This window comes from Chitinophaga eiseniae, from assembly GCF_012641265.1.
GTDB lineage: Bacteria > Bacteroidota > Bacteroidia > Chitinophagales > Chitinophagaceae > Chitinophaga > Chitinophaga eiseniae_A.
The window spans coordinates 1-23,098 of record NZ_JABAHZ010000012.1; the positions used below are offsets into that span (position 1 = coordinate 1).

The following is a 23,098-nucleotide window of genomic DNA, read 5'->3' on the forward strand; positions in this document are numbered from 1 at the left end:
TTATACAACAATCCAACAATTAATACTGCATCAAAAATTGCATTTTGGAATAAATTATCTCATAATGAGCTTAGTTGTGCCTAAAAACTAAAAGAGCGCCTCAATTATTTTTGAGACGCCCTCTTTTCTTTTTTATACCTACTCCCCAATTATTTCAAACCATATTTCTGCTCATACTTCTCATTCAACTGTTTCTGTTTATTATCCAGGTTGATTTCCCTTCCCTGGATAAATGCCTGGGTAATGACACTCGACTTCATATCCAGCATATCCCCGTTACTCACCGCAATGTTGGCGTCTTTACCGGGTTCCAGCGAACCAGCGATGTTATCAATACCCAGTATTTTAGCTGCGTTTAGCGTAACCGCCGACAGCGCTTGTTCCTTGCTCAGGCCATAAGTAGCTGCGGTACCCGCTTCAAATCCCAGGTTACGTTGCTGCCAGAACCCTTCGTTGCTCAGGCAATACAACACGCCGGCTTTCTGTAGCAGCGCAGCTGTTTTATAAGGCTGATCCACATCATCGTCTTGCATGAGCGGCAAGCTATGCGGCTGGGTTAACACTACCGGGATATTATTTTTCTGCAGGATATCGGCAATCAGCCAGGCATCAGTACCTCCTACAATGGCCACCTCTATATTAAACTCTTTTGCAAAATCTATGGCCAGCAACATTTCCTTTACCAGGTCGCAGTGAATGAACAACTTTTGTTCTTTATTAAACAGGCGACGCATGGATTCAAATTTGAGATTGGTAGCGCTGTGCTTCCCTTCTTTCAGCCAGGCATTGGCTTCCCGGAAAAACGTTCTTACCTTTTCTATCTGCTCCAGGGCTGCTTTGGTTCTGTCGTTAGTGGCGGGACCACTACCGCTGCCCACTGGTATCAAACGGGGCATAAAGAAGTGCAGCGCATTATCTGTTTTATAGGCCGCATCTTCCCAGTTCCAGGCATCCAGCTGCACCACGGATGAGGCGCCGCTAACGATGCCGCCCTGTGGAGTTATCTGTGCCAGTAATATCCCATTGGAGCGCAGGGTATTAATTACTTTGGAATCGGCATTATACGCAATAATGGAACGAACGGACGGGTTGATTTCACCCACTTCCCGGAGATCGATAGTGGCACGTACACTTTCAAATTCTACCAGCCCCACGCTGGTTTCCGGTGCTATGATACCCGGGTATACATGCTGCCCTTTCAAATCTATTACGGTAGCATCGCCGGCAGCTGCAATGTTATTTCCAACAGCAGTGATTTTTCCCTGGCTGAAGGCGATGGTACCATTTTCAATCACCTGCCCATTACCTACATGAATGGTGGCATGAGTAAGGTAAACCGGTTTGCGTTGGGCGGGTGCGGGAGAAATTGTTTCCTGTGCATAGGCGGAATGAAGTCCCATGGCCAGACCCAGCAAAATAATATTTTTATTCATCGATCATTTGCTTAAAGTGTTTCAAAATAATGGGCGGCTAGTAGCCGATTGCCTGTTGGTGTCCTCCCTGCAGATCTTCGCAGTGGTACATTTCATCTGGCACAAAAGTGGCTTTCTGCGTAGGCGTACCTTTCTTCTTTTCCGCCAGCATGCGTTGTATCAGGCGATTTCGCTCAGCGGCAATGCGGGCGCGCAGTTGCAGGTCGTATTCCCTGTCAAATTCCACAATACCATCTACAATCGTTTTTTCCGCTTTCGCATAAATACTCAGCGGGTTATCACTCCACAGCACTACGTCTCCATCTTTACCCACCTTGATACTTCCCATGCGGCTGTCTATATGCAGGAGCTTCGCCGGGTTCAGGGTCACCATTTTGAGGGCATCTTCTTCGCTTACACCACCATACTTAACGGTTTTGGCAGCCTCCTGGTTGAGGCGACGGGCCATTTCTGCGTCATCTGAGTTGATGGCAGTCACTACACCCACCTTATGCATAATGGCGGCGTTATAAGGAATAGCGTCCTGTACTTCCATTTTATAAGCCCACCAGTCAGCGAATGTACCTGCGCCGGCGCCATGAACCTTCATTTTATCTGCTACCTTATATCCTTCAAGGATATGGGTGAAAGTGTTAACCCTGAAATGGAAACTGTCTGCCACATACATGAGCATATTGATTTCGCTCTGTACATAAGAGTGACAGGTAATAAACCGCTGTTGGTGCAGGATCTCTACCAGCGCATCCAGCTCCAGGTCGCGGCGTTTACCGGCGCCTTGCTTTTCGTAGTCACGGGCACGGGTAAACGCATCTATGTATATTTGTTCTACGCCCATCCTGGTTTGTGGAAAGCGAACGGTATTCCGCTCTCCCCAGTTGGATTGCTTCACATTTTCGCCCAATGCAAACTTGATAAACGGGTCCCAGCTGGTTACTTTCAGACCTTCCGCATTTTGCCCCCAGCGGAGTTTAACTAACTGGGATTGTCCGCCGATAGCATTGGCGCTGCCGTGCAGTAAGTGAGAAGCAGTGACGCCGCCGCTGAGTTGCCGGTAAATATTAACATCTTCCGGGTTCAGCACATCTGCAATGCTCACTTCCGATGTCACAGACTGGGACGATTCATTGACACCTTTGCTGATGGCGATATGGGAATGTTCATCAATAATGCCGGCAGATAAGTGTTTGCCTGTGCCATCTATCACCCGGGCGCTGCCGGCAGGCAGCCCTTTGCCTATCTGTGCAATTTTACCATTGCGGATCAATACGTCAGTATTTTCCAGTTTACCGTCTTTTTCACCAGTCCAAACAGTAGCATTCTTAATAAGCAAGTCCTGTTGCTGCGGGAGTTTTTCCCAGCCATAGCCATTGAATGGATAGTACATGGGGCCAACGGTTACGGGTACTTTTGCTTTCGTTGTATCTCCTTTTTCAGGTGTTGCTTTGACGAATACCGCATTCCATTTTACCAGGTTACCACTGGTATCAGATCCGGTGCCCGTCCAGCTATTGTCACTGATAACTCCACTCAGGCGTATGCTGCTTTTACTGCTTTTACTCAGTGGCAGAGACAAGGCTATGAGTTTACCGTTGATATCGATATGTCCGGACAGGGTATCCTGTTGTAATACCGTAAGGGCAGGCGATACCGGGCTCCCTTTGATATTTACCGTATAACTGGCCCCATTGCTGAGACTAACGGTGTACACCCCACGAACATCATTCCATCCATCAGCTTTGATGATATAGCGATTGCCCTGCACCCAGTTTTGATAAAGAATAGTTTTATCGTTGAAGATAGGACCAGAGGCAATGAGGAAATTAGCCAGTTTACCTGTTTCCAGGCTACCTACTTTATCATATGCTTTTATCAGGGAGGCCGGTGTTTTGGTTAATGCTTCCAATGCTTTCTGTTCGCTGAGTCCATAGTCGATGGCTTTACGCACATTGGCCAGGAATTGTTTTACGTCCTTCAGATCCGCGGCGGTGAGGCAAAAAGGGATGTTCGCTTTCTCGAAGGCGGCAGGCGAAGTGGGCGCCATTTCCCAGTGTTTCATATCGGCCAGTGCTACGAAGCGGGCGTCGTTAGGGTCTTCTACATCAATCGCATTGGGGAAGTTAAGCGGCACTATAAATGTTGCTTTGGTAGCGGCCATTTCAGCGATGCGCTGGTATTCGTTTCCACTGGCTTTGATGATATATTGTACACCAAATTCGTCCCCGATTTTATCGGCTCTCAATACATCCCATTTATCGGCGGCTTCAAAAAGCTGTGGTAAGGACTGGTTGGCATTCCATGCCTGCAGGCTAAGGTTGATTCCTTCTTTTGCCGGTTGTGATTTATACCACTGCGCATCCAGGTAAGTCTGCCTCAGCAGGGCTATGCAGCCCATCAGCGAGTTGGGATAGTTTTGTGTAGAAGTGCCTTTATCGAAGGAGTATGCTGCTGCAGCTCTTTCGCGGAGCATGACTTTATTTTCTTTCGCAGTGGCCAACGTTACCAGGGCGGCAGTGCCGCGGGCAATGCCATCAGGTTGCTGTATCAGTACAGTGCCAAAGCCTGCTTCCCGCAGGGGGGCTGCCTTGCCATCGTCTGCTACAAACAGGTCGGCCGCATTGATTTCGCTTCTGATTGCCTGGTTCCAACCGTATGCCCCTTTGGTGTTAGAGAGAAATTGCGGGGCTGCATTCCAGGCAGAGCCACCACGTTTGGACTCGGATAAACCGTAGTTGCTGTATAGATCTACAAAAGAAGGATAAATATACTTTCCTTTACAATCCAATACCACCGCGTCTTTCGGGATGGCTACCGCAGTACCTGCCTCCACAATTTTTCCGTCCCTGATCAACAGTGTAGCGTTATTCAACGTAGTTTGTGCATCCCTGATGATCGTAGCATGTGTAAAGGCAAAACAGCCTTCCCGGGGATCTGCGATGCCATTTGCTGGAAAAGTTTCCTGGGCATGCACATAAGAGCCGGTCGACAGTAACAACAACAGCAGCCATTTGCTGCGATGCCGGTTCAGCGCATAGGTTATACACCGCGATAGCAGAGCGCGCACGGGTTTCTCAAAAGCTTTTTTCATGTAAATCGATAGTTTTCGGTTCAGATTCCGTTGATCGGCTAAAAATAGTAAATCATTGAGGTGGCTGTTAATAAAACGGCATATTTTTTATGAGTGGTAATGCCGGATTCCAAATTTTGGATTCACACGAAAAAGGGATAATTTGACAGGGGATTACACCTTAAGTTTGTTTAAATTCGTATAATACTAGCTGATTATGAAGATTATTTCCGCTTATATACTGTTACTGCTGGTCTGCCTGGTGGCAGTAACCACCGGTGTTCACGCACAGGCAAACGACACGGCTGCTGTTTCAAGAGGCCGCTGGACAATAGAAGGACGCGCCAGCAAGATAACCGATAAAATCTCTCATAAACTGAACCTCAACAGGGCCCAAACAGAGAAGATTTATGTTATTAATGAGGACATTGTTCGCCGGATGGATGCGGTAAAAAAGAATGCATCGCTCTCTAAAAAAGAGCGCATGACCCAGTTTAAAGCACTGGATTCAGAACGTAGCCAACGCTTTAAAACCGTATTTACCGCAACACAATACAAAAAGTGGAATGACTGGGAAATGAATAAGAAGGAGCACCTGGAAGCAAGAATGGAAAAAAAGCGGCAGAAGAAAGAGCTGAAAAATGGACAATAACGCCTGATATACCAGGCAAAAATATACACCGTTGAAGCGAATGATCTTGGCAAGTACGCTGAGATCATTCGCTTCAATAGCTTTTAAACCTATCGTATGGATACACCCGTTCACGATATTCAACAGATTTTCCGGCATGCGGTGGCGGCAGTACACCCGGCCAACCTCGTGCAACAACATGTAGCCGTATTACCCGGCACCAGCAACATCCGGGTGGCCGATCATACCTATGCGCTACCGGCAGGGGGAAAAGTATGGATATTGGGCGCAGGAAAAGCCGCTGCCGCTATGGCCGCGGAGCTGGAAAAGATATTGAGTAAACACTTCCCTCTACAGGGGCTGGTGGTGACCAAATATGGCCATGCATTGCCTTTACAACAACTGTCGCTCCTGGAAGCAGGACATCCTGTACCAGATGAAAACAGTGTAACCGCCACCGTGAAGCTGCAGGAAATAGCCCGCCAGGTGCATGCAAACGACCTGGTGTTCTTCCTCCTATCCGGCGGCGCTTCGGCATTGCTGGCCGATGTACCGGCAGGAAGTACACTTCCTGAAGTGCAACAGCTATTTGAAGCATTGCTTAAAAGCGGGGCAGATATCCGGGAGATGAATACCGTACGTAAACATCTCTCTTCGGTGAAAGGCGGTCAGCTGGCGCAGCTCATTCGCCCTGCCAGGCTATGTACCCTGATTTTAAGCGATGTGGTGGGCGATGACCTGAGCGTTATCGGCTCCGGTCCTACAGTGGCCGATCCATCTACGTTCCAGGATACCTTGTCCATTCTTACACAATACCATTTGCAAAACCAGCTACCGGCATCACTATGGCAATACCTCCAACAGGGCGCCGCGGGCCTCATTCCTGAAACACCAAAGCCTGGTGATGCCGACTTTAGCCATGTGTATAACTACCTGGCGGGTACCAACCGCATTGCCCTGGAAGCTGCGGCTGCCAAGGCACAGGCACTGGGCTACCATCCCTTGTTTTTATCTGATACCGTTACCGGAGATGTACACGCAGTAGCCGCTATGCTCACCGAAACAGCGGAACGTTATCACGGGCCTTTACCCGCCTGTTTACTGGCAGGTGGCGAAACCACCGTTAAAATAACCGGAACCGGCCTGGGAGGCCGCAACCAGCAGCTGGCGCTGGAGGTGGGTATCGCCATTGCGGAAGATCCCAGGCTAACGTTTTTAAGCGGAGGCACCGATGGCGGCGACGGCCCTACTAATGCCGCCGGGGCTATCGTAAACGCATCTACGATAGAAAATGCAGTCCGTCAGCAGCTGGACCCAAATAGTTTTCTGCGTAACAACGATGCCTGGCACTTCTTCTCAAAAGCAGGCGGGTTAATGATTACAGGGCCTACACAAACTAACGTAATGGATCTCATGATCTTACTGATCTATCCGGTCCCGCCTAAAATTTAAAATCAAAGTTTGTATATGTGTAGATAGATTATATTTTTGGGGTTTGGAATTAAAAATTCTGGATTTACAATAAACGTATTGCATTATGCTGAGAATGGAACAGACATGGCGATGGTACGGGCCTAACGATCCGGTTAGCCTGTCTGATATTAAACAGGCAGGAGCTACAGGTGTAGTAACAGCATTGCACCATGTACCCAATGGCGTGGTATGGACGAAGGAGGAGATATTAAAGCGAAAGGCCACCGTAGAAGCTGCTGGTCTTACCTGGTCGGTAGTAGAGAGCGTACCGGTACATGAAGATATTAAAACACAGCGTGGCCGTTTCCGGGATTATATCAGCAACTACCAGCAGACCTTGCGTAACCTGGCCGCTTGTGATATACGTACCGTTACCTATAATTTCATGCCGGTACTGGACTGGACCCGCACCGACCTGTCATATACCGTGGAAGATGGTTCCAAAGCCCTGCGCTTTGAAAAAGCAGCTTTCATGGCATTCGACCTGTTCATGCTACAAAGGCCTGATGCAGAAAAGGATTATACCGAAGAGGAAATTGCCCGCGCCAAAGAGCATTTCGACAGCATGACCGAAGAGGATAAAGTATTACTCCAGAAAAATGTTATCGCCGGTTTACCCGGATCTGAGGAAAGTTTTACCCTGCAACAGTTTCAGGCAGCATTGGATACTTACAAAGGTATAGATGCCACCCAGCTGAAGCTGCATCTCTTTTATTTTTTACAGCAAATAGCACCTATCGCAGACGAAGTGGGCATTAAGCTGGCCATCCACCCGGATGATCCTCCTTTCCCTATCTTCGGGCTGCCCCGTATCGTAAGTACAGAGCAGGATGCCAGGGAACTGCTGATTGCCGCTCCCTATACTGCCAATGGGCTGTGCTTTTGCACCGGCTCTTACGGTGTACGGGCCGACAACGACCTTCCCGGTATGATAGAGCGATTGGGCGACCATATTCATTTTATTCACCTCCGCAGTACACAACGGGATGCTTTAGGCAACTTCCATGAAGCCAACCACCTGGAAGGCGATGTAGACATGTTTGCCGTAGTAAAAAACATCCTCCTGACCATGAAACGCCGCAATGTATCCATTCCAATGCGTCCCGATCATGGTCACCAGATGCTGGATGATTTGCATAAAAAAACCAATCCTGGCTACAGCGCCATTGGCCGTTTACGCGGACTGGCAGAACTGAGAGGCCTGGAAATGGGAATAGCCGGGGCCTTAGGCTCTGATTGACTGACGTCTACCAGCATCAGGTCTGCACAACGAGTAAAGGTGGGGATAAGCAATACCATCGTCGGACTGAGATGCTACACCAGGGCAGAAAGCGTATTTGAACACATACCGTAATGGCTGATTACGCGTACAATTTACACTGCTCTATCTAAAATACTAAAAGACCCGCCGCTGTGGTGGGTCTTTCTTTTATATCCCTGCCAGCAATAGCTTTCCAGAAAGCATAGCAAAAAACCGTTGCTTTTTTGTAGCATTGTACCAGGATACGAGATTTTATCAACTGCACATTTTTACTAAACCTACAATACGATGAGCGCAACAATAGATGCGAGATACGAGGCATGCCTGACTAAAAGACCTGATAGCCTCGCCCGCCTGATCAACCAGTTCAAAAAAGACATGGACCAGCGCATTACAGAAAGAATACAGGAACGCGGCTACAAAAATTTTAAACTCGGCGACATGGTCCTGCTGGTACACATAGATCCACATGGCACCATCAATAACGACCTGGCCAGGAAAGCACGCATCAGCAAGCAAGCCATGAGCAAAGTGGTAAAAAACCTGGAAGCAGAAAATTATATCAGCAGCCGTAAACACGATACCGACAACCGTGCCAGCCTCATTTTCCTGACTGAAAAAGGTAAGGAATTTATGATCAATGTATACGAAGCCGTATATGAAATACAGGCAGGATATGAAGCAATTATCGGAGCCGACGCATTATCCGATCTTAAAACTATTCTCAAAAAATTAAATGCGGGCTTAAACCTTACCTGATACCAACCTACTTAACGGTAACATAATACCTGTTGGCACTGTCTTTTACAATAGGCGTGTTCAATGTTTTATGTAACAGCGCCAGCATTTCAGCGGCTGACTTGTTCTCAAAGTCAGCCGTCAACCGCCGTTTATACAACTGATATGCCGACGGCGGTACGAGGATTTCGAGGCCGTAATAACCATTTACTGCATCCAGTACTTCCTCAAGTGGAACATTCCGGAACTTCAACCGGCCTGTTTTCCAGGCCAGTAAGGAGGCGCCTTTCAAGGTCTTCTTCTGTATAGATTGGTGTAATTCCCGTTTGGCCTGCATATTGGCGGTTAGCTGCAGCTTATTTCCCTTATCCGGGACCAGCATTACACTGCCTTTTATCACATACACCTGGAAAACAGCCGGAGTGCGGTGTACGCTGAATACGGCATTGGCAGTGTATAATACCGTATGTTCATCTAACCTCATCCGGATACGGTGTACCCGGTGTATGTTAAAATATGCATCTCCGGTAATCACGCTTACCTCGGGCGTAGCCTCAAACTGCGCAGCATAGGTAAGCGCAGTACCCTTATTGGTAATAATGCTACTTCCTTTTTCCAATTGCAAGGTATCTATGCGTCCTGTATGATTGGTGTATAACAGCATCCTCGCAGGCTGGTTTTCCCACAATAACCAGGCTCCTGCTATGATCATCAGCACTACGACAGCTGCCGCCAGCCATTTCCAGGGGAAAGACCGATGGCGACTTACCGACATCACCGGGGCGGATGGCATGGGCCTCACAAACCGCCCTTCCTCTAACCAGGCTGAGAGACGGCTTTCCACATAAACAGCCTGCCCAGGATCAGCAGCCACAAAAGCTGCCACCTGTTCCCGTAAAAGCGGATCTTGTGGAGATGCGATAAAACTTGATATCAGTTGGCTGATATCTTCATCAGGTTGATACATATTCACTGGGTACTGTCGACTATAGCTGCTATGTTTGGCAAGATACTTAACTTCCTTGCAAGTTCCACCGCATAGGCATTGCATTTGCTGCTTATCCAATAAATAATTAGGCTACATCGACAAGGTTTAATATTTTTAGTAGAGAGGAACCCGGCAAAAACGATATGTATGTCACCTGAACTAATATCTAACGACCAGGAATATATTGAGGGATTGCTTCGCCATCAACCTGCTGTAATCGAGAATATCTATCAGCGGTTTGCCACCAAAGAAAAGCGGTTTATCCTGCAGAAAAGCGGCCATGTCAAAGATGCCGCTCACATCTTCGAAGAAGCATTGATGGATATTTACTTCTTCGCCCGACGCCACCCGCTTAAAGTGGCAGACTTCGAACCCTTTCTTCAACTGCTGTGTAAGCGCATCTGGGAACAGGAACTGGAAAGACGTGGACAACGTATCCCGGGACTGGAAGCAGAAGAATTGTCGACCATGAGCCGGGACGATATCCAGGATGTGGAGGATGTATTAAAGGAAGGTGAAAAAAGAAGACTGGCTTACCACTACTACCTCTCATTGCCAGACGAATGTAAAGAATTGCTGCGATGGTCGCTCACCGATGGCTGCCTGCAGGCAGATATCTCTGCAGAAACCAACATCCCGCTGGCAGAGTTACCAGCAAGACGGGTTTCCTGCTTTCGCAGCCTGTTCCGGGATATCGACAATAAATTGAAAGCGCATAGCCTGTCAGACCCAAACCTGGAGGATACCGACCGTTTTCTTAGCGGACAAATGAATGAACCAGAGCGTAAAGCGTTTACAGCCAGGCTCCAGAACGATGTAGCCTTTTCGCAGCAGGTAAAACGATTCGATATTATCCGGCAGCTGCTGGCCCAGAAAATATGCCCCGATGCAGACCGCGATGAAATACAACACTTGCTCTTTACCCATCGCAATGCCTGGTATACACTGAAAGATAATTCGGCGATACCTATCCGTAATTATGTAATCCTGACAGCGCTGATAGCTGCAGGCATAGCCATCTTATTGTATATAAGTCCCTGGAGAAAGAATATTTACCGGCAATTTGCTTCCACAGAAATGCAAATCCCGGATATTGACAGCCTGCGTTTGCCGGAAGAAGCTATCCGACAATTCAACCGTGGCCATTTTAATGAAGCTGTTATCCTGCTGAACAATGCGTTGACAACTAATCCCGGCAACCTGTATGCACGATTTTACCGGGGTGTGGCACGCATCGATCAAAACCAGCTGAATGATGCACGGGAAGACCTGCTCACTGTTTTTAACAACAGCCATGATCTCCGCAATGATGCAGCATTCTATATGGCATTGAGTTATCTGAAAGAGGGCCGCAAGCAGCAGTGCCGGGAATGGTTATCAAAAATACCTCCCGAAGCCCCCAATTACCCTAAAGTGCAGAAACTGATAGAAGAATTAAAATAATTAACTCAGGTATTGTCCTTTACTACAATGGATAATGTTTTCTACCTCTCCCTTAATCAACTCGTAAACAGGCGCTTTGTCTGTTTTAATCTGTACCAGCTGTTGTAATACCAGGAAATAAATTTCGCCACGTTTACAACCGTCTATCTGGGCTTTTAAAATGTTATGTTTTACCTCTTCACAACCGGTGGCATCCAGTTTCTGGTAAATCACATACAAGTCATCCATCCAACTCATATCTCTAAAGTTTAAGCATAGTGTATAGTTATCCTAAAGTTAATCATTTATATTAACAAAATAAATCATTTAAATCTTAAATAATTGTAAATTTTAACCGATTCAGAACCATATCACTGGATTACGGACGGGGAGGTTCCGGATCACCTCTTCCGTTGCAGGATCCTGGTCGAGAGAAAGCCATAAACGATAGTAATTCGTTTGGTGTAATGCAGCTGCACCAAATACGAGGAAAGGCTGTGCTACCGGCCAGTTATACCAGTACATCACGTCTTGTGCATAAGGCCAGCGCTGTTTATTTTTTACATAGGGAAACAGGAACGCGATACCTTTTACCATGCTGCAACCCTTGTCAGTAGTATATTGCCACAAGTTGTTATCAGTAGTACTCAGCAGCTGACAGATCGTGCACATGGCATCCAGGTTAAACAACGAGTAGCCGTAAGGTTTAGTACGTTTCAGTTCCCTGGGGAAACTGCCATCCTCCGCCATCTGCATGGGTAACAATACCGTCTTATATCGCTCGCTGCAAAATGTGAGTAGTTGTTGGTCGCCTGTAAACCGGGCAAAAGCAGCCACCTGCATTACCCAGCAGGTACCATGATTGTTGGCCGCATTCATTTCTTCTTTACCATACGGATGCGTAGTAAGCCATTGCAGGTATTCCCGGAACCAGTTTTTAAACGCCTGCAGATCCCGGTCAGGAATAGCTCCTGCCCCTTCCATGATACCCAGGGCCTGCACTACTTCCATCAACTGAATGGTATCAATGATACCTATTCCCCGCCCGGTAGCACGGCCTTTGATAGCCTGTGCGTATAAAAGAGAAGGATTCATGCGGGTAGCCGGATCTTCCAGCCATGCCCGCGCATGCAATAACGCGTGCAGCAGGTAGGTATTGTCGCGGGTAGCGATATACCCTGCTGCCAGTGCTCCCATTACGCGGCTAAACCGGATCATTACCTGCCGGTGCGCTACAAAATTATCGGGGTTGGTTTGCCCGTCGCGCTGAATATAGGGACTATCCGGATGCGCCGGATCCGGCCACCAGTAATCCCCTTCCGAATAAAAGTCATGCAACCCTCCGGCGCTACGTTCACAACGAAACGCCGTGATGGTTTGAGGCGCCTGTTGCAATGCCCATTGCGCCCGGCGCATGATAGCGGGGCGGGTATCTTTCAGTAACTGTTGTACGTCGGGGACCTGCCCCTGTGCCGCTATCGTTATATATAACAGTAACGACCATACGAAATAACGCATCTCACTACTTTTTAGTAATCTTTTTGCTTAGTTCATAAAACCTGGTAAATTTTACCAGGCGCAGTTGGAACATCATACTCAAATACTTTTCCCAACTGCAGCGCTGGCAATTTCGTTGCATCTTTTACGACTGTCTTCCCCGGCGTTTGCAGCGCGTAAAATGGATTGGCATTTTGGCCAGTTGCGGGGTGGGTAGCTTTTCCATTGATGGTAACGGGAACGTGCGTACGAATACGGCAATTACCTCCCAGCAGCGATTTAATGGTAGCATGTGTGAGCTGTCCGTTACGCCACTCCATATCTACTTCAAATCCGCCTCTTGCCTTCAATCCTTTTACACTGCCGGACGGCCATGCGTCGGGAAGCGCCGGCAACAGGTATATTACGCCATCATGGCTTTGCAGCAACATTTCTGTAATACCGGAAGTAACCCCAAAGTTGCCGTCTATCTGGAAAGGAGGATGAGCATCAAATAAATTGGGGTAAGAACCACCGCTGTTATCTGCTACACTTACGGTTTGCCCGCCGGCAAGAAATAATTGTTTATTCAGCATAGTATAAGCGTGGTTACCATCTTCGAGGCGTGCCCACCAGTTTATTTTCCACGACTTAGACCATCCGGTGCCGCCATCGCCGCGCAGCAGTAGGCTACGTTTAGCAGCCGCCGATAATATGGTATCCCTTCTGGGCGTGATAAAGTTACCGGGAAACAGGCCATAAAGGTGAGATACGTGCCGGTGGCTGTCTTCCGGGTCATCCCAGTCTTTGTACCATTCCTGCAATTGACCATATTGCCCGGTGTGGAACGGGTATATATCTGTCATAGTACGACGGATACGGGCTACCAGTGCAGTATCGCGCTGTAATACGGTGGCAGCCTGTATTACATTATTAAACAAGTCGTGGAGGATGGAAAGATCCATGGTGGAGGCAATGCTCACAGTGCCGGCGCGTTTACCATTGATCCTGAAATTATTCTCCGGCGACGTAGAAGGATTCGTTACCCATTGTCCGGCATCGTTTTTCACGAGCCAGTCGAGCATGAATACCGCAGCGTCCTTCAGATCGGGATACGCTTGCAGCAGCATTTTTTTATCGCCGGTAAACAGGTAATGTTCCCATAGGTGGCGACTAAGCCAGGCGCCTCCCATGGGCCAGATGGCCCAGGTGGGATTTCCGCTTGGATCGGCGAAATCGAAGCCCCCGGCAGGATTGGTCATTCCCCATATATCAGCATTATGATGTGCTACCCATCCGCCAGCCCCATAGTTAACAGCAGCGGTTACCCGTCCGTGTTGAGCCAGGCGGTGAATAAATTCAAATAGCGGTGCGCCGCAATCGGATAAATTAGCCGTTTCGGAAGGCCAGTAGTTCATTTCTGTATTGATATTAATCGTGTAGTTGGAGCCCCAGGGTGGTTGCATTTCCTTATTCCAAAGCCCTTGTAGGTTCATAGCGGGGCCATTTTTGCGGGAGCCGGCAATCATCAGGTAGCGGCCATATTGATATAGCAGGGTGGTTAACTGGGGATCGCTGTTACCGCCGCGTGCAGTATATGTTTTCAGGCGTTCGTCCGTAGGATACGCTGCCATACTATCGATGCCCAGGTGCAATGATACCCGGCTGAATAATTCCGTATAGTCTTTAACGTGATTATTTTTCAATTGTGCATATCCGGCGGCTTTTTGCAAGGGAGCTGCGGCAGCCTGGTGCGGGTCTTTCCCATTGGGTTCGCCATCTTTAAAGCTGGTGCCCACAGACAATAAGAGTACGGCGGCTGTAGCGCCTGATACCTGTATACCACTGGTATCGGCTGTTATTTTTCCGCCGGTGCTGCTGGCCTCCAGGTGTACTTCATAGTTGATGCCTTTATCGCCATATACCATTTGTTTGGTTTCATAAGCCCTGGCGGCCACATACTCCGGGCAGCGACCTTTCATTACCAGGTAATGATTATTCACCACGCTATTGGTATGCGGCATGCCATTATCGAAGCGGGTGCGGAAGCTGAGTTGTCCGGCTTTCGTGGAGGTATAGCGTATTACCAGCAATTGCTGAGGGTAGCTGCAAAATACTTCTCTCGTATAGGCGACGCCGTTTACCTGGTAGCTAATGCGGGCGATGCCATCGTTAAGGTCCAGCTCCCGGCGGTACTGTGTGGCATCTCCGGGGATATCGTTGTCAATCAGCAGGCTGCCGAGGGTGAGGTACCGGGCGCTGTAAGTGCCCATCATCTGGCGGGCCAGTTTGGTAGCAGCGGTATAGTCTTCCTGGAACAGGAGTTGCCGCATCTGCGGCAATAACTCTTTTGCCTGGGGATTGTTCCCGTTACGGGGTACGCCCGACCAGAGGAAACCTTCGTTGAGCTGTAGCTGTTCCTGTTGTACGCCGCCAAATACCATGGCGCCGATGCGGCCATTGCCCACCGGCAGGGCTTCCACCCATTGCTGCGCTGGCTGCCGGTACCAGAGTTTCAGCAAGGAGTCTTCCGGCAAACCGGCAAAGGCATGTCCGGTGAGCAACAACAGGGTAGATGCCAATAGATACTTCATCATTAACTGCTTATTTTTTTAACTGCGTGAAATGCTGGTCCAGCAAACGTTTGCAAAATGTATACGTTTTTCATCCGTGGTCTGTTTATCTTCTTCAGGTATATAGTTGCCTGGTTGTGATTATTTTCCGAAAATATGCAATCGATTGTATTAAAACAGATGTAATTTTATCTATTTCAGGTATCTTTTTCAAACCGGGGCACAATAATTAACCCGCTTATTCGTCTGCCTATTATATCGCTATGAGAAAAAACAAACAACCCGTCATTGCATCTTACCGGCTTGAAGATTTACTGATTGACCCTGGTTTGTTGATTGACGTTCATTATAAAGCTACCGGAGAAATAAGTCATGCACCACATGCCGACTTAAACAAAGCGCACCGGCACGAGTTTTACACACTGATTGTTGCCCGTAAGCAACGTAGTCAGCATATGGTGGATTTTCAGCAGGTAGTGCTGCCTCCGGAAAGTGTGTTTCTTTTATCGCCCTGGCAGGTGCACGTGCCGGGGGATATCGAAACAACAGAAGATCTTTTCCTGATTTCTTTCATGCCTGACTTTATACCGGCAGATATAGCTATATCCCCGTTTTCGATGAAGGAAGCCATTATTCCATCCACCGCGGCATTTAACGAAATATGGCATCTATGCGAGGTGTTACGCCAGGAAGTCGGCAACCGTTGCGCGCAACAGGAACAGCTCCTGCAACATTACCTGGCAATATTGCTGATAAAATTTATGCGTTGTTTACCCGATCAAAGCGCCAGTAACGCCCCACCGCCTGCATTGCTCACCCGCTACCGGGAATTGATGGAGGTGCATTTGCGCCACTGGATCAGCCCTGCCGACTATGCAGATGCCTTACATGTGAGCGCAGGTTACCTGAATGAAGTAGTGAAACAGGAAACTGGTCAAACTGCATCCGCCCTGCTGGCTGCCCGGCGTGTATTGGAAGCCAAACGGATGTTATTGCATTCGGCACTGGGCATTAAGGAAATCGCCTGGCACCTGCGATTCAATGAGGTCACTTATTTCAACCGTTTTTTTAAAAAGCATACCCATCAAACACCTATGGCTTTTCGCATCACCAGTCGTGAAAAGTATAATTATAACCCGGAATAGTATAATAATGGGGACCTCCAGGTCCGGTAGCTTTGCTGCCATTAATCCCGCCGGCCCTACCTATTCATTGCCGGTGAATTATTTAACATCCAAAAAGTAGCTTACATGTTTTCAATTAAAGACAGGGCGACTCATTTATTAATGTCTCGTATACGGAAAACCGCCCAAGTAACCATTGCCAAACGAATTGGCAATTTTCTTTTACAACTTGACCTGCAATTACCAGAACCTTTACCCTGCCGCTGTACACAACATCTTAAGTGCGAGGTGGGTACGCATGCTTACCGCGATTATACGGTAGCCAACTGGAATGCCGACACGCAAACGGCCACCTTACTGGTCAATTGCGACCATGAAGGAACCGGTAGCTATTGGGCCATGGACCTGAAACCCGGGGAAGACGTATTTTATGTAGGACCTGGAGGTGGCAGCGCACAACCAGCTACCAGGCATGTGATATGCGTTGGCGATGCATGTGCGGCAGGCCATTTTCATTCCCTTTATCAACATATCAGCCCAGAACAGGATTTCCATTGCTTTCTACAGCTGGATGAACCGAATACTACCCAGGTGTTGCAAATGCCGGTACAGCCGTTATCTAATAACGAACATTATTTTACAGATTTGCAGGAATGGCTGTATCATTATCAATTTCCCGTAACAAACACTACTTACTATGTGGCAGGCAATCATCAGCTGGTCAGGTTGGTACGCGCGTCGTTACGTGGACAAGGGGCCTCCGTAAAGTCGCAGGGCTTCTGGGGCTAGTGCCTGGTGGCCTTACACCAGGTGCTCTTTCATCGCCTTTACAATGGCATTGGAACGGGAGTTGACATCCAGTTTACGGTAAATATTCATGATATGGGAACGTACGGTTCCCACGCTGATATGACATCCATCAGCCACCTGTTTATAGGTGTCGCCATTTACCAGGCATCGTAAAATTTCTTTTTCCCGCGGCGATAACCCATAAGGGTCCTGGTGCACTTGCTTTTCCTTCCGGAAATAAGCCAGTACCTTGTTGACCGCCACTAAATTCGACTGCAAAGCCGTCTCATAGACCTGAGAAATAAACTCTGACAAAGAAACCGGGGGCACATAATCCGGTTCAAATTCTTTTGTAACTGCCGACACCGTTGTTAGTTCCTGTTCCTTCTCATTCAACGTAAGCAATAGTACATTAATGTCAGGGTACGCTGCTTTTACTATGCTGGCGGCTTCTATCGCAGTCAATCCAGGTATCTCTATATCCATAAAAACCAGGTTGCAGATATCTTTTGCTAATTGTTGTAACATTTCTGATGATTCGCTGTGCAATCCAGACACTTCCAAGACGCGCGTTTCTCCCAAACTACCAGGATTTATAGGCCGCACTTTTTTCATAATATTCCTTTTGGGTTATGTATATTCATATGAAATCTCCCATTGATAACTGCAAGTTTTCGGAAGCTGGTATGGTTGATAATTAAAAATGGAAAGATCACACGGTTTCCATACCCGTAACAAATTTGAAACAATTACATGCAGCAGTCAATCGGATAACTATATGGTTTTTCAATAAATATTAATATACAATTTGTTTTATATTACAAATAAAACAAACGTATAACGTGGTACTCTTCAGTTTTTTGTCGGATTAACAGGAATGTAAAGGTTTCTCAATCAACTCTTTAAAAGTTGGCACTCTCCTCATTTAAAACAAATTATATTTAAATACATATATTACTATTGTACCTTTCCGGCTGCTCTCCGCTCTGTTCCTTTCGCGCCGGTAAGGTCATCGCCTAAATCGTGCCGGTATTTTTCTGCTACCGCCAGCAGCGACTTCACCACTTCCGGGAACTGTTGCTGTACATCCAGCGTTTCTCCGGGATCACGACGCATATCGTACAAAGCTAAAGGCACAGCTACCTCCGGTTGTGCACCGGGGAAACCATCATAGCCTGGCAAATTCAACTTATAAGTTCTGGCCCTATGCGGCAATACCAGCTTCCAGGGGCCTTTGCGAATAGCCTGCAAGCTATTTACCTGGTAATATACGGCCAGCTCGTCGCGTGGGTTTGCATCCGGGTCATTAAATAACAATGACTTCACATCTACCCCATCAATTTTTCTAACCGGCAAACTTGCACCGCACAAGTTGGCAATGGTAGGCAGTAAATCGATGGTGGCCGCCATTTTATTGCACACCGTCCCCGCAGGAATCTTACCGGGCCAGCGCATAATACAGGGAACCCTGATACCGCCTTCCCAGGAAGTACCTTTGCCCTCCCGCAGTCCACCAGTATTTCCGGCATGATTGCCATACGATAACCAGGGACCATTATCACTGGTAAACACCACCAGTGTATTATCAGCCAGTCCATTTTCTTCGAGGGTTTTTAACACCTCTCCTACCGACCAGTCAATTTCTGTTATCACATCTCCAAATAAACCATCTTTACTTTTTCCTTTATGCTTATCAGATACGGCAATAGGCACATGCGGCATACTATGCGCCAGGTAAAGGAAAAAAGGCTGCTGCTTGTTGGCTTTAATAAACTTGCAGGCCCGCTCTGTATAGATAGTTGTCAGTTGCGCCTGATCTTCGAGCGTGCGGATGTATTTCAATGGCTTATTTCCTTCTATTAAAGGTAAAGGCGGATAATTTTTACGTGAATTGGTAGATGTGTCTGCATAAGGCTTTCCATCATAGTGTACTGGCCACATATCATTTGAATAAGGCAATCCCAGGTATTCATCAAACCCATGTTGCAAAGGCAGCCAGGGTACTTTACTACCCAAATGCCATTTACCCACCATACCGGTATGATATCCCCGCTGTTTCAGGATGGTCGCAATAGTTTGTTCCGTTGTATCCAATGCAATAGGCGCAGTGGGCCACAAAGCACCATTAATCCCCACCCGGTTGGGATAGCAGCCGGTCAGCAAACCTGCCCTGGAAGCAGAACATACCGCCTGCGCCACATAAAAGTAAGTGAATCGCATGCCCTGAGCGGCCATGCGGTTAATGTGAGGCGTATGCCAGGGTGTACCGGCATAACATTCAAGATCCCCATATCCCATATCATCCATGAAGATGATCACAATATTCGGAGGCTTAGCGGCTGGTGATGGCTTTGTAAAACTAAAGGATACCACCGTCAATAACAGCAATACAGCCGTGCAATAATAAGCTCTTCTCATCCGGGATGTTTGACAATAAAAAATGGTGAGCATAAAAATATACATCTTCCGCAAACTTTCTACAAAAATCTTTCTATGCCCGATTTTAAAAAAAATGGGGAAACAAAAACAGCCGACGCCATTTCCATCTCCCCGATAGCTAACAAAAAACTTTCTATTGCAATACGAGCTCTATTACCGGTATTTCATCATTAGGCTTGCGCACCGGCAAATCCAGCGCCAGGTCTCCTTTATCCGTACCATGCATTTTTATTTCAGAACCATCGCTGAGCAATTGCGCATACTTCACTTTGCCTTTTAAACCCGGCAACTCGAAACGCTGCAAGGGATAATCCAACAGGTGTACATACAATCTTTTTGTGGTAGGATTGTAGGTCAACAGGCTGTTATCCGGACGTTTAAATTCTGCCGGCGCCTCTGTACATCCGTAAATAGCGCGGCCATTCACCTGCATCCATTCTCCCATTCCTTTCAGTCTTTCCTGTGCACGGGCATCGAAAGTGCCGCGGGAAGTAGGACCTACGTTCAGCAACAGGTTACCTCCTTTGCTTACTGATTCAATCAGGAGTACCAGTAATTGTTTGTTGTCTTTCCAGGAAGTTTCATCACGGTAATATCCCCAGGATCCGGAGAAAGTTTGACAGGTTTCCCAGTGAACGCGCTTACCATTACGGGTAGGCCATTCAGATACCTTGTACTGCTCTGGTGTAGCAAAGTCGCCACCATCCTCGTATTCGCCCAGATCGAGGCGATCGTTGATGATAATGCCAGGCTGCAGTTTGCGGATCATTTTAATCAGATCCAGTGAATTCCAGTCGTTATGATCTTTTCCATGCTCGCCTGGGAAAGAGAAGTCCGTCCACAGGATATCAATCTTACCATAGTTGGTCATCAACTCTTTCAACTGATTTTTCAGGTAGGCGCGATATTTTTCCATATCCCGGCCTTTGTTCAGCCTGTCGTAATCTTTCGGATCGTTGGGGCGCTGCGGATGCACATGATCAATCGTATAATCAGGATGATGCCAGTCGATCAGCGAATAGTAGAATCCAACTTTCAGGCCTTCGGCACGAAATGCTTCCACCCATTCTTTTATCAGGTCTTTTTTGGCAGCTGTATTAGTGGCCTTATAGTCGGTAAATTTTGAATCGAACAGACAAAAACCTTCATGATGCTTGGTGGTGATCACCGCATACTTCATCCCGGCCGCTTTCGCCTGGCGGGCCCATTCCCGCGGATTATACAGGTCGGGATTATAGAGATCAAAATATTTTTGGTAAGCACTGTCTGTTATACGCTCATAGTTCCTTATCCATTCATGACGGGCAGGCATCGAATACAGTCCCCAGTGAATAAACATACCGAAGCGGTCATTTACCCACCAGGCCAGCCTGGCCTCTTTTTGTGCGTCTGTTTCGTCAAAAATTTTCTTTTCCTGGGCCTTCCCCTGCAGGAAAAGACTCAGCAACATGGCAACACAAATTGATAGTTTCTTCATAATGATAATTTATACAGATTTGGTTTGATACACGGTTTATTCTGCTACCAGCCAGGTATATCCACCTGCCGGTATCTTCACCTTTACGTGCGCACAGTACTCACGGTCAAGTGTATACGTTTTTAGGGCGCCTTCTTTCTCCCGGATACGTACCTGGTTTGTTAAGCCGCTGTAATACAGGGGCAACACTATTTCCCTAGTGATGTCCTCCCCGGTGGGGTTGTACAACATGGCCAGCGCTTTTTGCGGCAACGTTGGGCTAACATGCATAATGCCATCCCAATCGCGCCCATCCGCCCTGCGCAGGTGAATAACATCCGTGTTCAAAATATCGCGGTACTTTTTATACCAGCTGATCATATTTTTTACCAGGGCTTTTGTACTATCGGTGTCGTATAAACGTGGTCCGCGGTAACAGGCCTGTATCCCGGCGCCGTAGTATTGCGCCATCAGTTGTTCGTAGGTGCCCAGGTGATCTTTCAGCGGTTCCAGCGTAGCCGCTGCGCCACCGCCCTGGTATTCGCTGAGCGGTACAAATCCCCAGCCCATGGGAGACGTTTTTTCCCAGGTGCCATCAAAAATATTTTGCCTGTTGAGAATGAGCTGCTCCGCCCTGGGTAATGAAAAGTTTACTTCCCGATAGCCCAATGCTATTTTGTTGGTACCATCCAGGAAATACCAGTCAGGTGCATTTACATATACGCCTCTTTCATTCATCCAATGGTACAACCCTTTCTGAAGCAGCATTTGCTTCCATTGGGAATCGTCCAGGCCAGTATGCCCGGGGTGGGTCACTGAAGCGCATACATCGCCCGGGTAAGGACCATCGTTTTCGAAAATGTCGAAGCCAGTACTGCCGAAAAAGTACTTTATCTTCTCCAGGTAACTAAGTCCCCACTTACTCCCCAGGCAGGGAGCATTGCCAAAGAATGCGCCACCTGTTTTGCCCGTAACGGGGTTGATAACATCATCTTCCTCACTGATACGCCTGCTTGAAAAGAGCGAGTAACCGCCCAGCATCACCTGCTTACTATGTGCATAATCCGCCAGGGCTTTAAACTTAGCGATATTCGCGGCGCTGGTATCTTCCATATTCAGGCCGCTACCGAAACTCAGGATCACGCCCTCGTAGCCGGTGGCTGCACATTGGTCGATAATATTTTTTACTTTAACCGGGTCGCTGTTGACCAGGTGCATGAAGATGGGATTTTCGGTGGTCCATGGCGCTACGGTACGGTAGAAACGGCGCTTGCTCAGGCCATTGCGTTCCCGGTCGTAACTATCCAGCAGTAATTCGTAGGTACGGATAGATTCATAGTGTTCCCCTGCTGCCATGCTGATACCTACGGGTACAGTGGGATACACTTCCAGCAAACAAGGCGTTTGATAATCGTAATTCACCTGGGATGTATAAGTGCTGTCGGCCTTCCAGTGGGTGGTTTGGTCACTGAGATTGGCCTTCATGGCATTATTGAAAGCGTAGTTACTTTCAATATAAATGTTGTGTGGTACCTGCATTTTGGTGACGCTGCCTACCACCGCCGATTCTTCTTCCGGTGTAGCCAGTATTTCGTTAACTACCTGGTGCAGCTTAATAGGCTGTCCGCTTCCATTGGTGATCTCCAGCCATTTAGCCAGCAAGGGAATGCCATCGAATATTTCGTAATGCACTTTTACCCCGATGCCTTTTAATTCCGGTGCGGCTGCCTGATAACTGAATATCAGCGCCTTCCCGGTAGGTTGATGCGGGTTGCTATTCCAACCGCCGGCTTTCCATTTCAGGTACGGCTGTATAGTGGTTACCTGGTGGCCGGTATACTTAAAATCTTTATCGCCTGCTGTCAGTTTGTCGAGCCATGCGGGTAGCAGGTAAGCCTGCTGCGGCTGTCCATAAGCTCCACCAATCATATAGTCGTGCCCGTTAACCGTAATACGCGCTTCTGGCTTCACCGCGCGCAGCAACTGGTCGCCGTTTACCAGGTTGCGATAGTCGGTGCAAACAACGTTGGGGGTTATACGAAAACTACGGCTCAGCAAACCATTGCTGAGGGTAATTGTCTTATCTTTTTCCGCTACTGTGGCCACATAGGGCCGGTGATCAATCAACCAGTCCTTTGCGGGGGCTTTCACCTGTGCGTGGGCCATACTGGCATGCAGGCCAAACGCCCATCCCAGGAAGAGAATTCTTTTTTTCATGTTCTTGTACTGCT

General features: G+C 47.8%; 17 protein-coding genes. 7 read left to right on the top strand and 10 right to left on the bottom strand.

The genetic code is table 11. From position 1 onward, the window contains the following. Positions 1 to 149: 149 nt before the first annotated feature. Both HGH91_RS29110 and HGH91_RS29115 read right to left on the bottom strand, forming a co-directional pair. Positions 150 to 1,433, bottom strand: coding sequence for an amidohydrolase family protein (locus HGH91_RS29110; protein ID WP_168742766.1), 1,284 nt, complete (start codon positions 1,431 to 1,433; stop codon positions 150 to 152). Positions 1,434 to 1,470: 37 nt separating this feature from the next. Continuing rightward, on the bottom strand, positions 1,471 to 4,518 hold the full coding sequence (locus tag HGH91_RS29115; RefSeq protein ID WP_168742767.1) for an amidohydrolase family protein: 3,048 nt from the start codon (positions 4,516 to 4,518) through the stop codon (positions 1,471 to 1,473). A gap of 196 nt (positions 4,519 to 4,714) precedes the next feature. Here HGH91_RS29115 and HGH91_RS29120 point away from each other — a divergent pair, with 196 nt between their 5' ends. The 4 genes from HGH91_RS29120 to HGH91_RS29135 all read left to right on the top strand — a co-directional run bounded on the left by HGH91_RS29120 (position 4,715) and on the right by HGH91_RS29135 (position 8,621). Further along, the gene (locus tag HGH91_RS29120; RefSeq protein WP_168742768.1) at positions 4,715 to 5,149 is read left to right on the top strand and encodes a hypothetical protein; all 435 of its coding nucleotides are present in this window, start codon (positions 4,715 to 4,717) and stop codon (positions 5,147 to 5,149) included. A 96-nt stretch (positions 5,150 to 5,245) separates the two neighbouring features. Further along, entirely contained in the window at positions 5,246 to 6,580 is a 1,335-nt protein-coding gene (locus tag HGH91_RS29125; protein ID WP_168742769.1) for a glycerate kinase, read from the top strand. Positions 6,581 to 6,665: 85 nt separating this feature from the next. Further along, a complete protein-coding gene (gene uxuA / locus HGH91_RS29130; protein WP_168742770.1) occupies positions 6,666 to 7,841 on the top strand; it encodes a mannonate dehydratase in 1,176 nt (391 codons plus the stop codon). 309 nt (positions 7,842 to 8,150) lie between these two features. After that, on the top strand, positions 8,151 to 8,621 hold the full coding sequence (locus HGH91_RS29135) for a MarR family winged helix-turn-helix transcriptional regulator (protein WP_168742771.1): 471 nt from the start codon (positions 8,151 to 8,153) through the stop codon (positions 8,619 to 8,621). A 7-nt stretch (positions 8,622 to 8,628) separates the two neighbouring features. Here the strand turns inward: HGH91_RS29135 and HGH91_RS29140 are convergent, their stop codons facing one another. Beyond that, a complete protein-coding gene (locus HGH91_RS29140; RefSeq protein ID WP_168742772.1) occupies positions 8,629 to 9,567 on the bottom strand; it encodes a FecR family protein in 939 nt (312 codons plus the stop codon). Positions 9,568 to 9,735: 168 nt separating this feature from the next. Between HGH91_RS29140 and HGH91_RS29145 the strand changes: the two genes are divergently transcribed. Then, the gene (locus tag HGH91_RS29145; RefSeq protein ID WP_168742773.1) at positions 9,736 to 11,031 is read left to right on the top strand and encodes a hypothetical protein; all 1,296 of its coding nucleotides are present in this window, start codon (positions 9,736 to 9,738) and stop codon (positions 11,029 to 11,031) included. Here HGH91_RS29145 and HGH91_RS29150 read toward each other — a convergent pair whose 3' ends face one another. From HGH91_RS29150 to HGH91_RS29160, 3 genes are all read right to left on the bottom strand, one after another. Further along, a complete protein-coding gene (locus HGH91_RS29150) occupies positions 11,032 to 11,268 on the bottom strand; it encodes a hypothetical protein (protein WP_168742774.1) in 237 nt (78 codons plus the stop codon). Positions 11,269 to 11,370: 102 nt separating this feature from the next. After that, positions 11,371 to 12,528 (bottom strand): alginate lyase family protein, encoded by a 1,158-nt coding sequence (locus tag HGH91_RS29155; protein ID WP_168742775.1) that lies wholly within the window; start codon positions 12,526 to 12,528, stop codon positions 11,371 to 11,373. A gap of 32 nt (positions 12,529 to 12,560) precedes the next feature. Continuing rightward, positions 12,561 to 15,083, bottom strand: coding sequence for a glycosyl hydrolase family 95 catalytic domain-containing protein (locus HGH91_RS29160; RefSeq protein ID WP_168742776.1), 2,523 nt, complete (start codon positions 15,081 to 15,083; stop codon positions 12,561 to 12,563). 239 nt (positions 15,084 to 15,322) lie between these two features. On the opposite strand from HGH91_RS29160, the gene HGH91_RS29165 reads away from it, so the two are divergent. Together HGH91_RS29165 and HGH91_RS29170 are read left to right on the top strand one after the other, a co-directional pair. Continuing rightward, positions 15,323 to 16,204 carry a helix-turn-helix domain-containing protein gene (locus HGH91_RS29165; RefSeq protein ID WP_168742777.1) on the top strand — a complete coding sequence of 294 codons (882 nt, stop codon included), beginning with the start codon at positions 15,323 to 15,325 and terminating at the stop codon, positions 16,202 to 16,204. A 105-nt stretch (positions 16,205 to 16,309) separates the two neighbouring features. Continuing rightward, on the top strand, positions 16,310 to 16,972 hold the full coding sequence (locus tag HGH91_RS29170) for a siderophore-interacting protein (RefSeq protein WP_211092467.1): 663 nt from the start codon (positions 16,310 to 16,312) through the stop codon (positions 16,970 to 16,972). A gap of 12 nt (positions 16,973 to 16,984) precedes the next feature. Here HGH91_RS29170 and HGH91_RS29175 read toward each other — a convergent pair whose 3' ends face one another. The 4 genes from HGH91_RS29175 to HGH91_RS29190 all read right to left on the bottom strand — a co-directional run bounded on the left by HGH91_RS29175 (position 16,985) and on the right by HGH91_RS29190 (position 23,084). Then, positions 16,985 to 17,500: a response regulator transcription factor gene (locus tag HGH91_RS29175; RefSeq protein WP_168742779.1), complete on the bottom strand. Its 516-nt coding sequence runs from the start codon at positions 17,498 to 17,500 to the stop codon at positions 16,985 to 16,987. Between the two features lie 429 nt (positions 17,501 to 17,929). Beyond that, positions 17,930 to 19,390 (bottom strand): sulfatase, encoded by a 1,461-nt coding sequence (locus HGH91_RS29180; protein WP_168742780.1) that lies wholly within the window; start codon positions 19,388 to 19,390, stop codon positions 17,930 to 17,932. A 154-nt stretch (positions 19,391 to 19,544) separates the two neighbouring features. Beyond that, positions 19,545 to 20,888 carry an alpha-L-fucosidase gene (locus HGH91_RS29185; RefSeq protein WP_168742781.1) on the bottom strand — a complete coding sequence of 448 codons (1,344 nt, stop codon included), beginning with the start codon at positions 20,886 to 20,888 and terminating at the stop codon, positions 19,545 to 19,547. A gap of 36 nt (positions 20,889 to 20,924) precedes the next feature. Beyond that, positions 20,925 to 23,084, bottom strand: a complete 2,160-nt coding sequence (locus tag HGH91_RS29190; RefSeq protein ID WP_168742782.1) for an alpha-galactosidase — start codon at positions 23,082 to 23,084, stop codon at positions 20,925 to 20,927. Positions 23,085 to 23,098 lie beyond the last annotated feature (14 nt).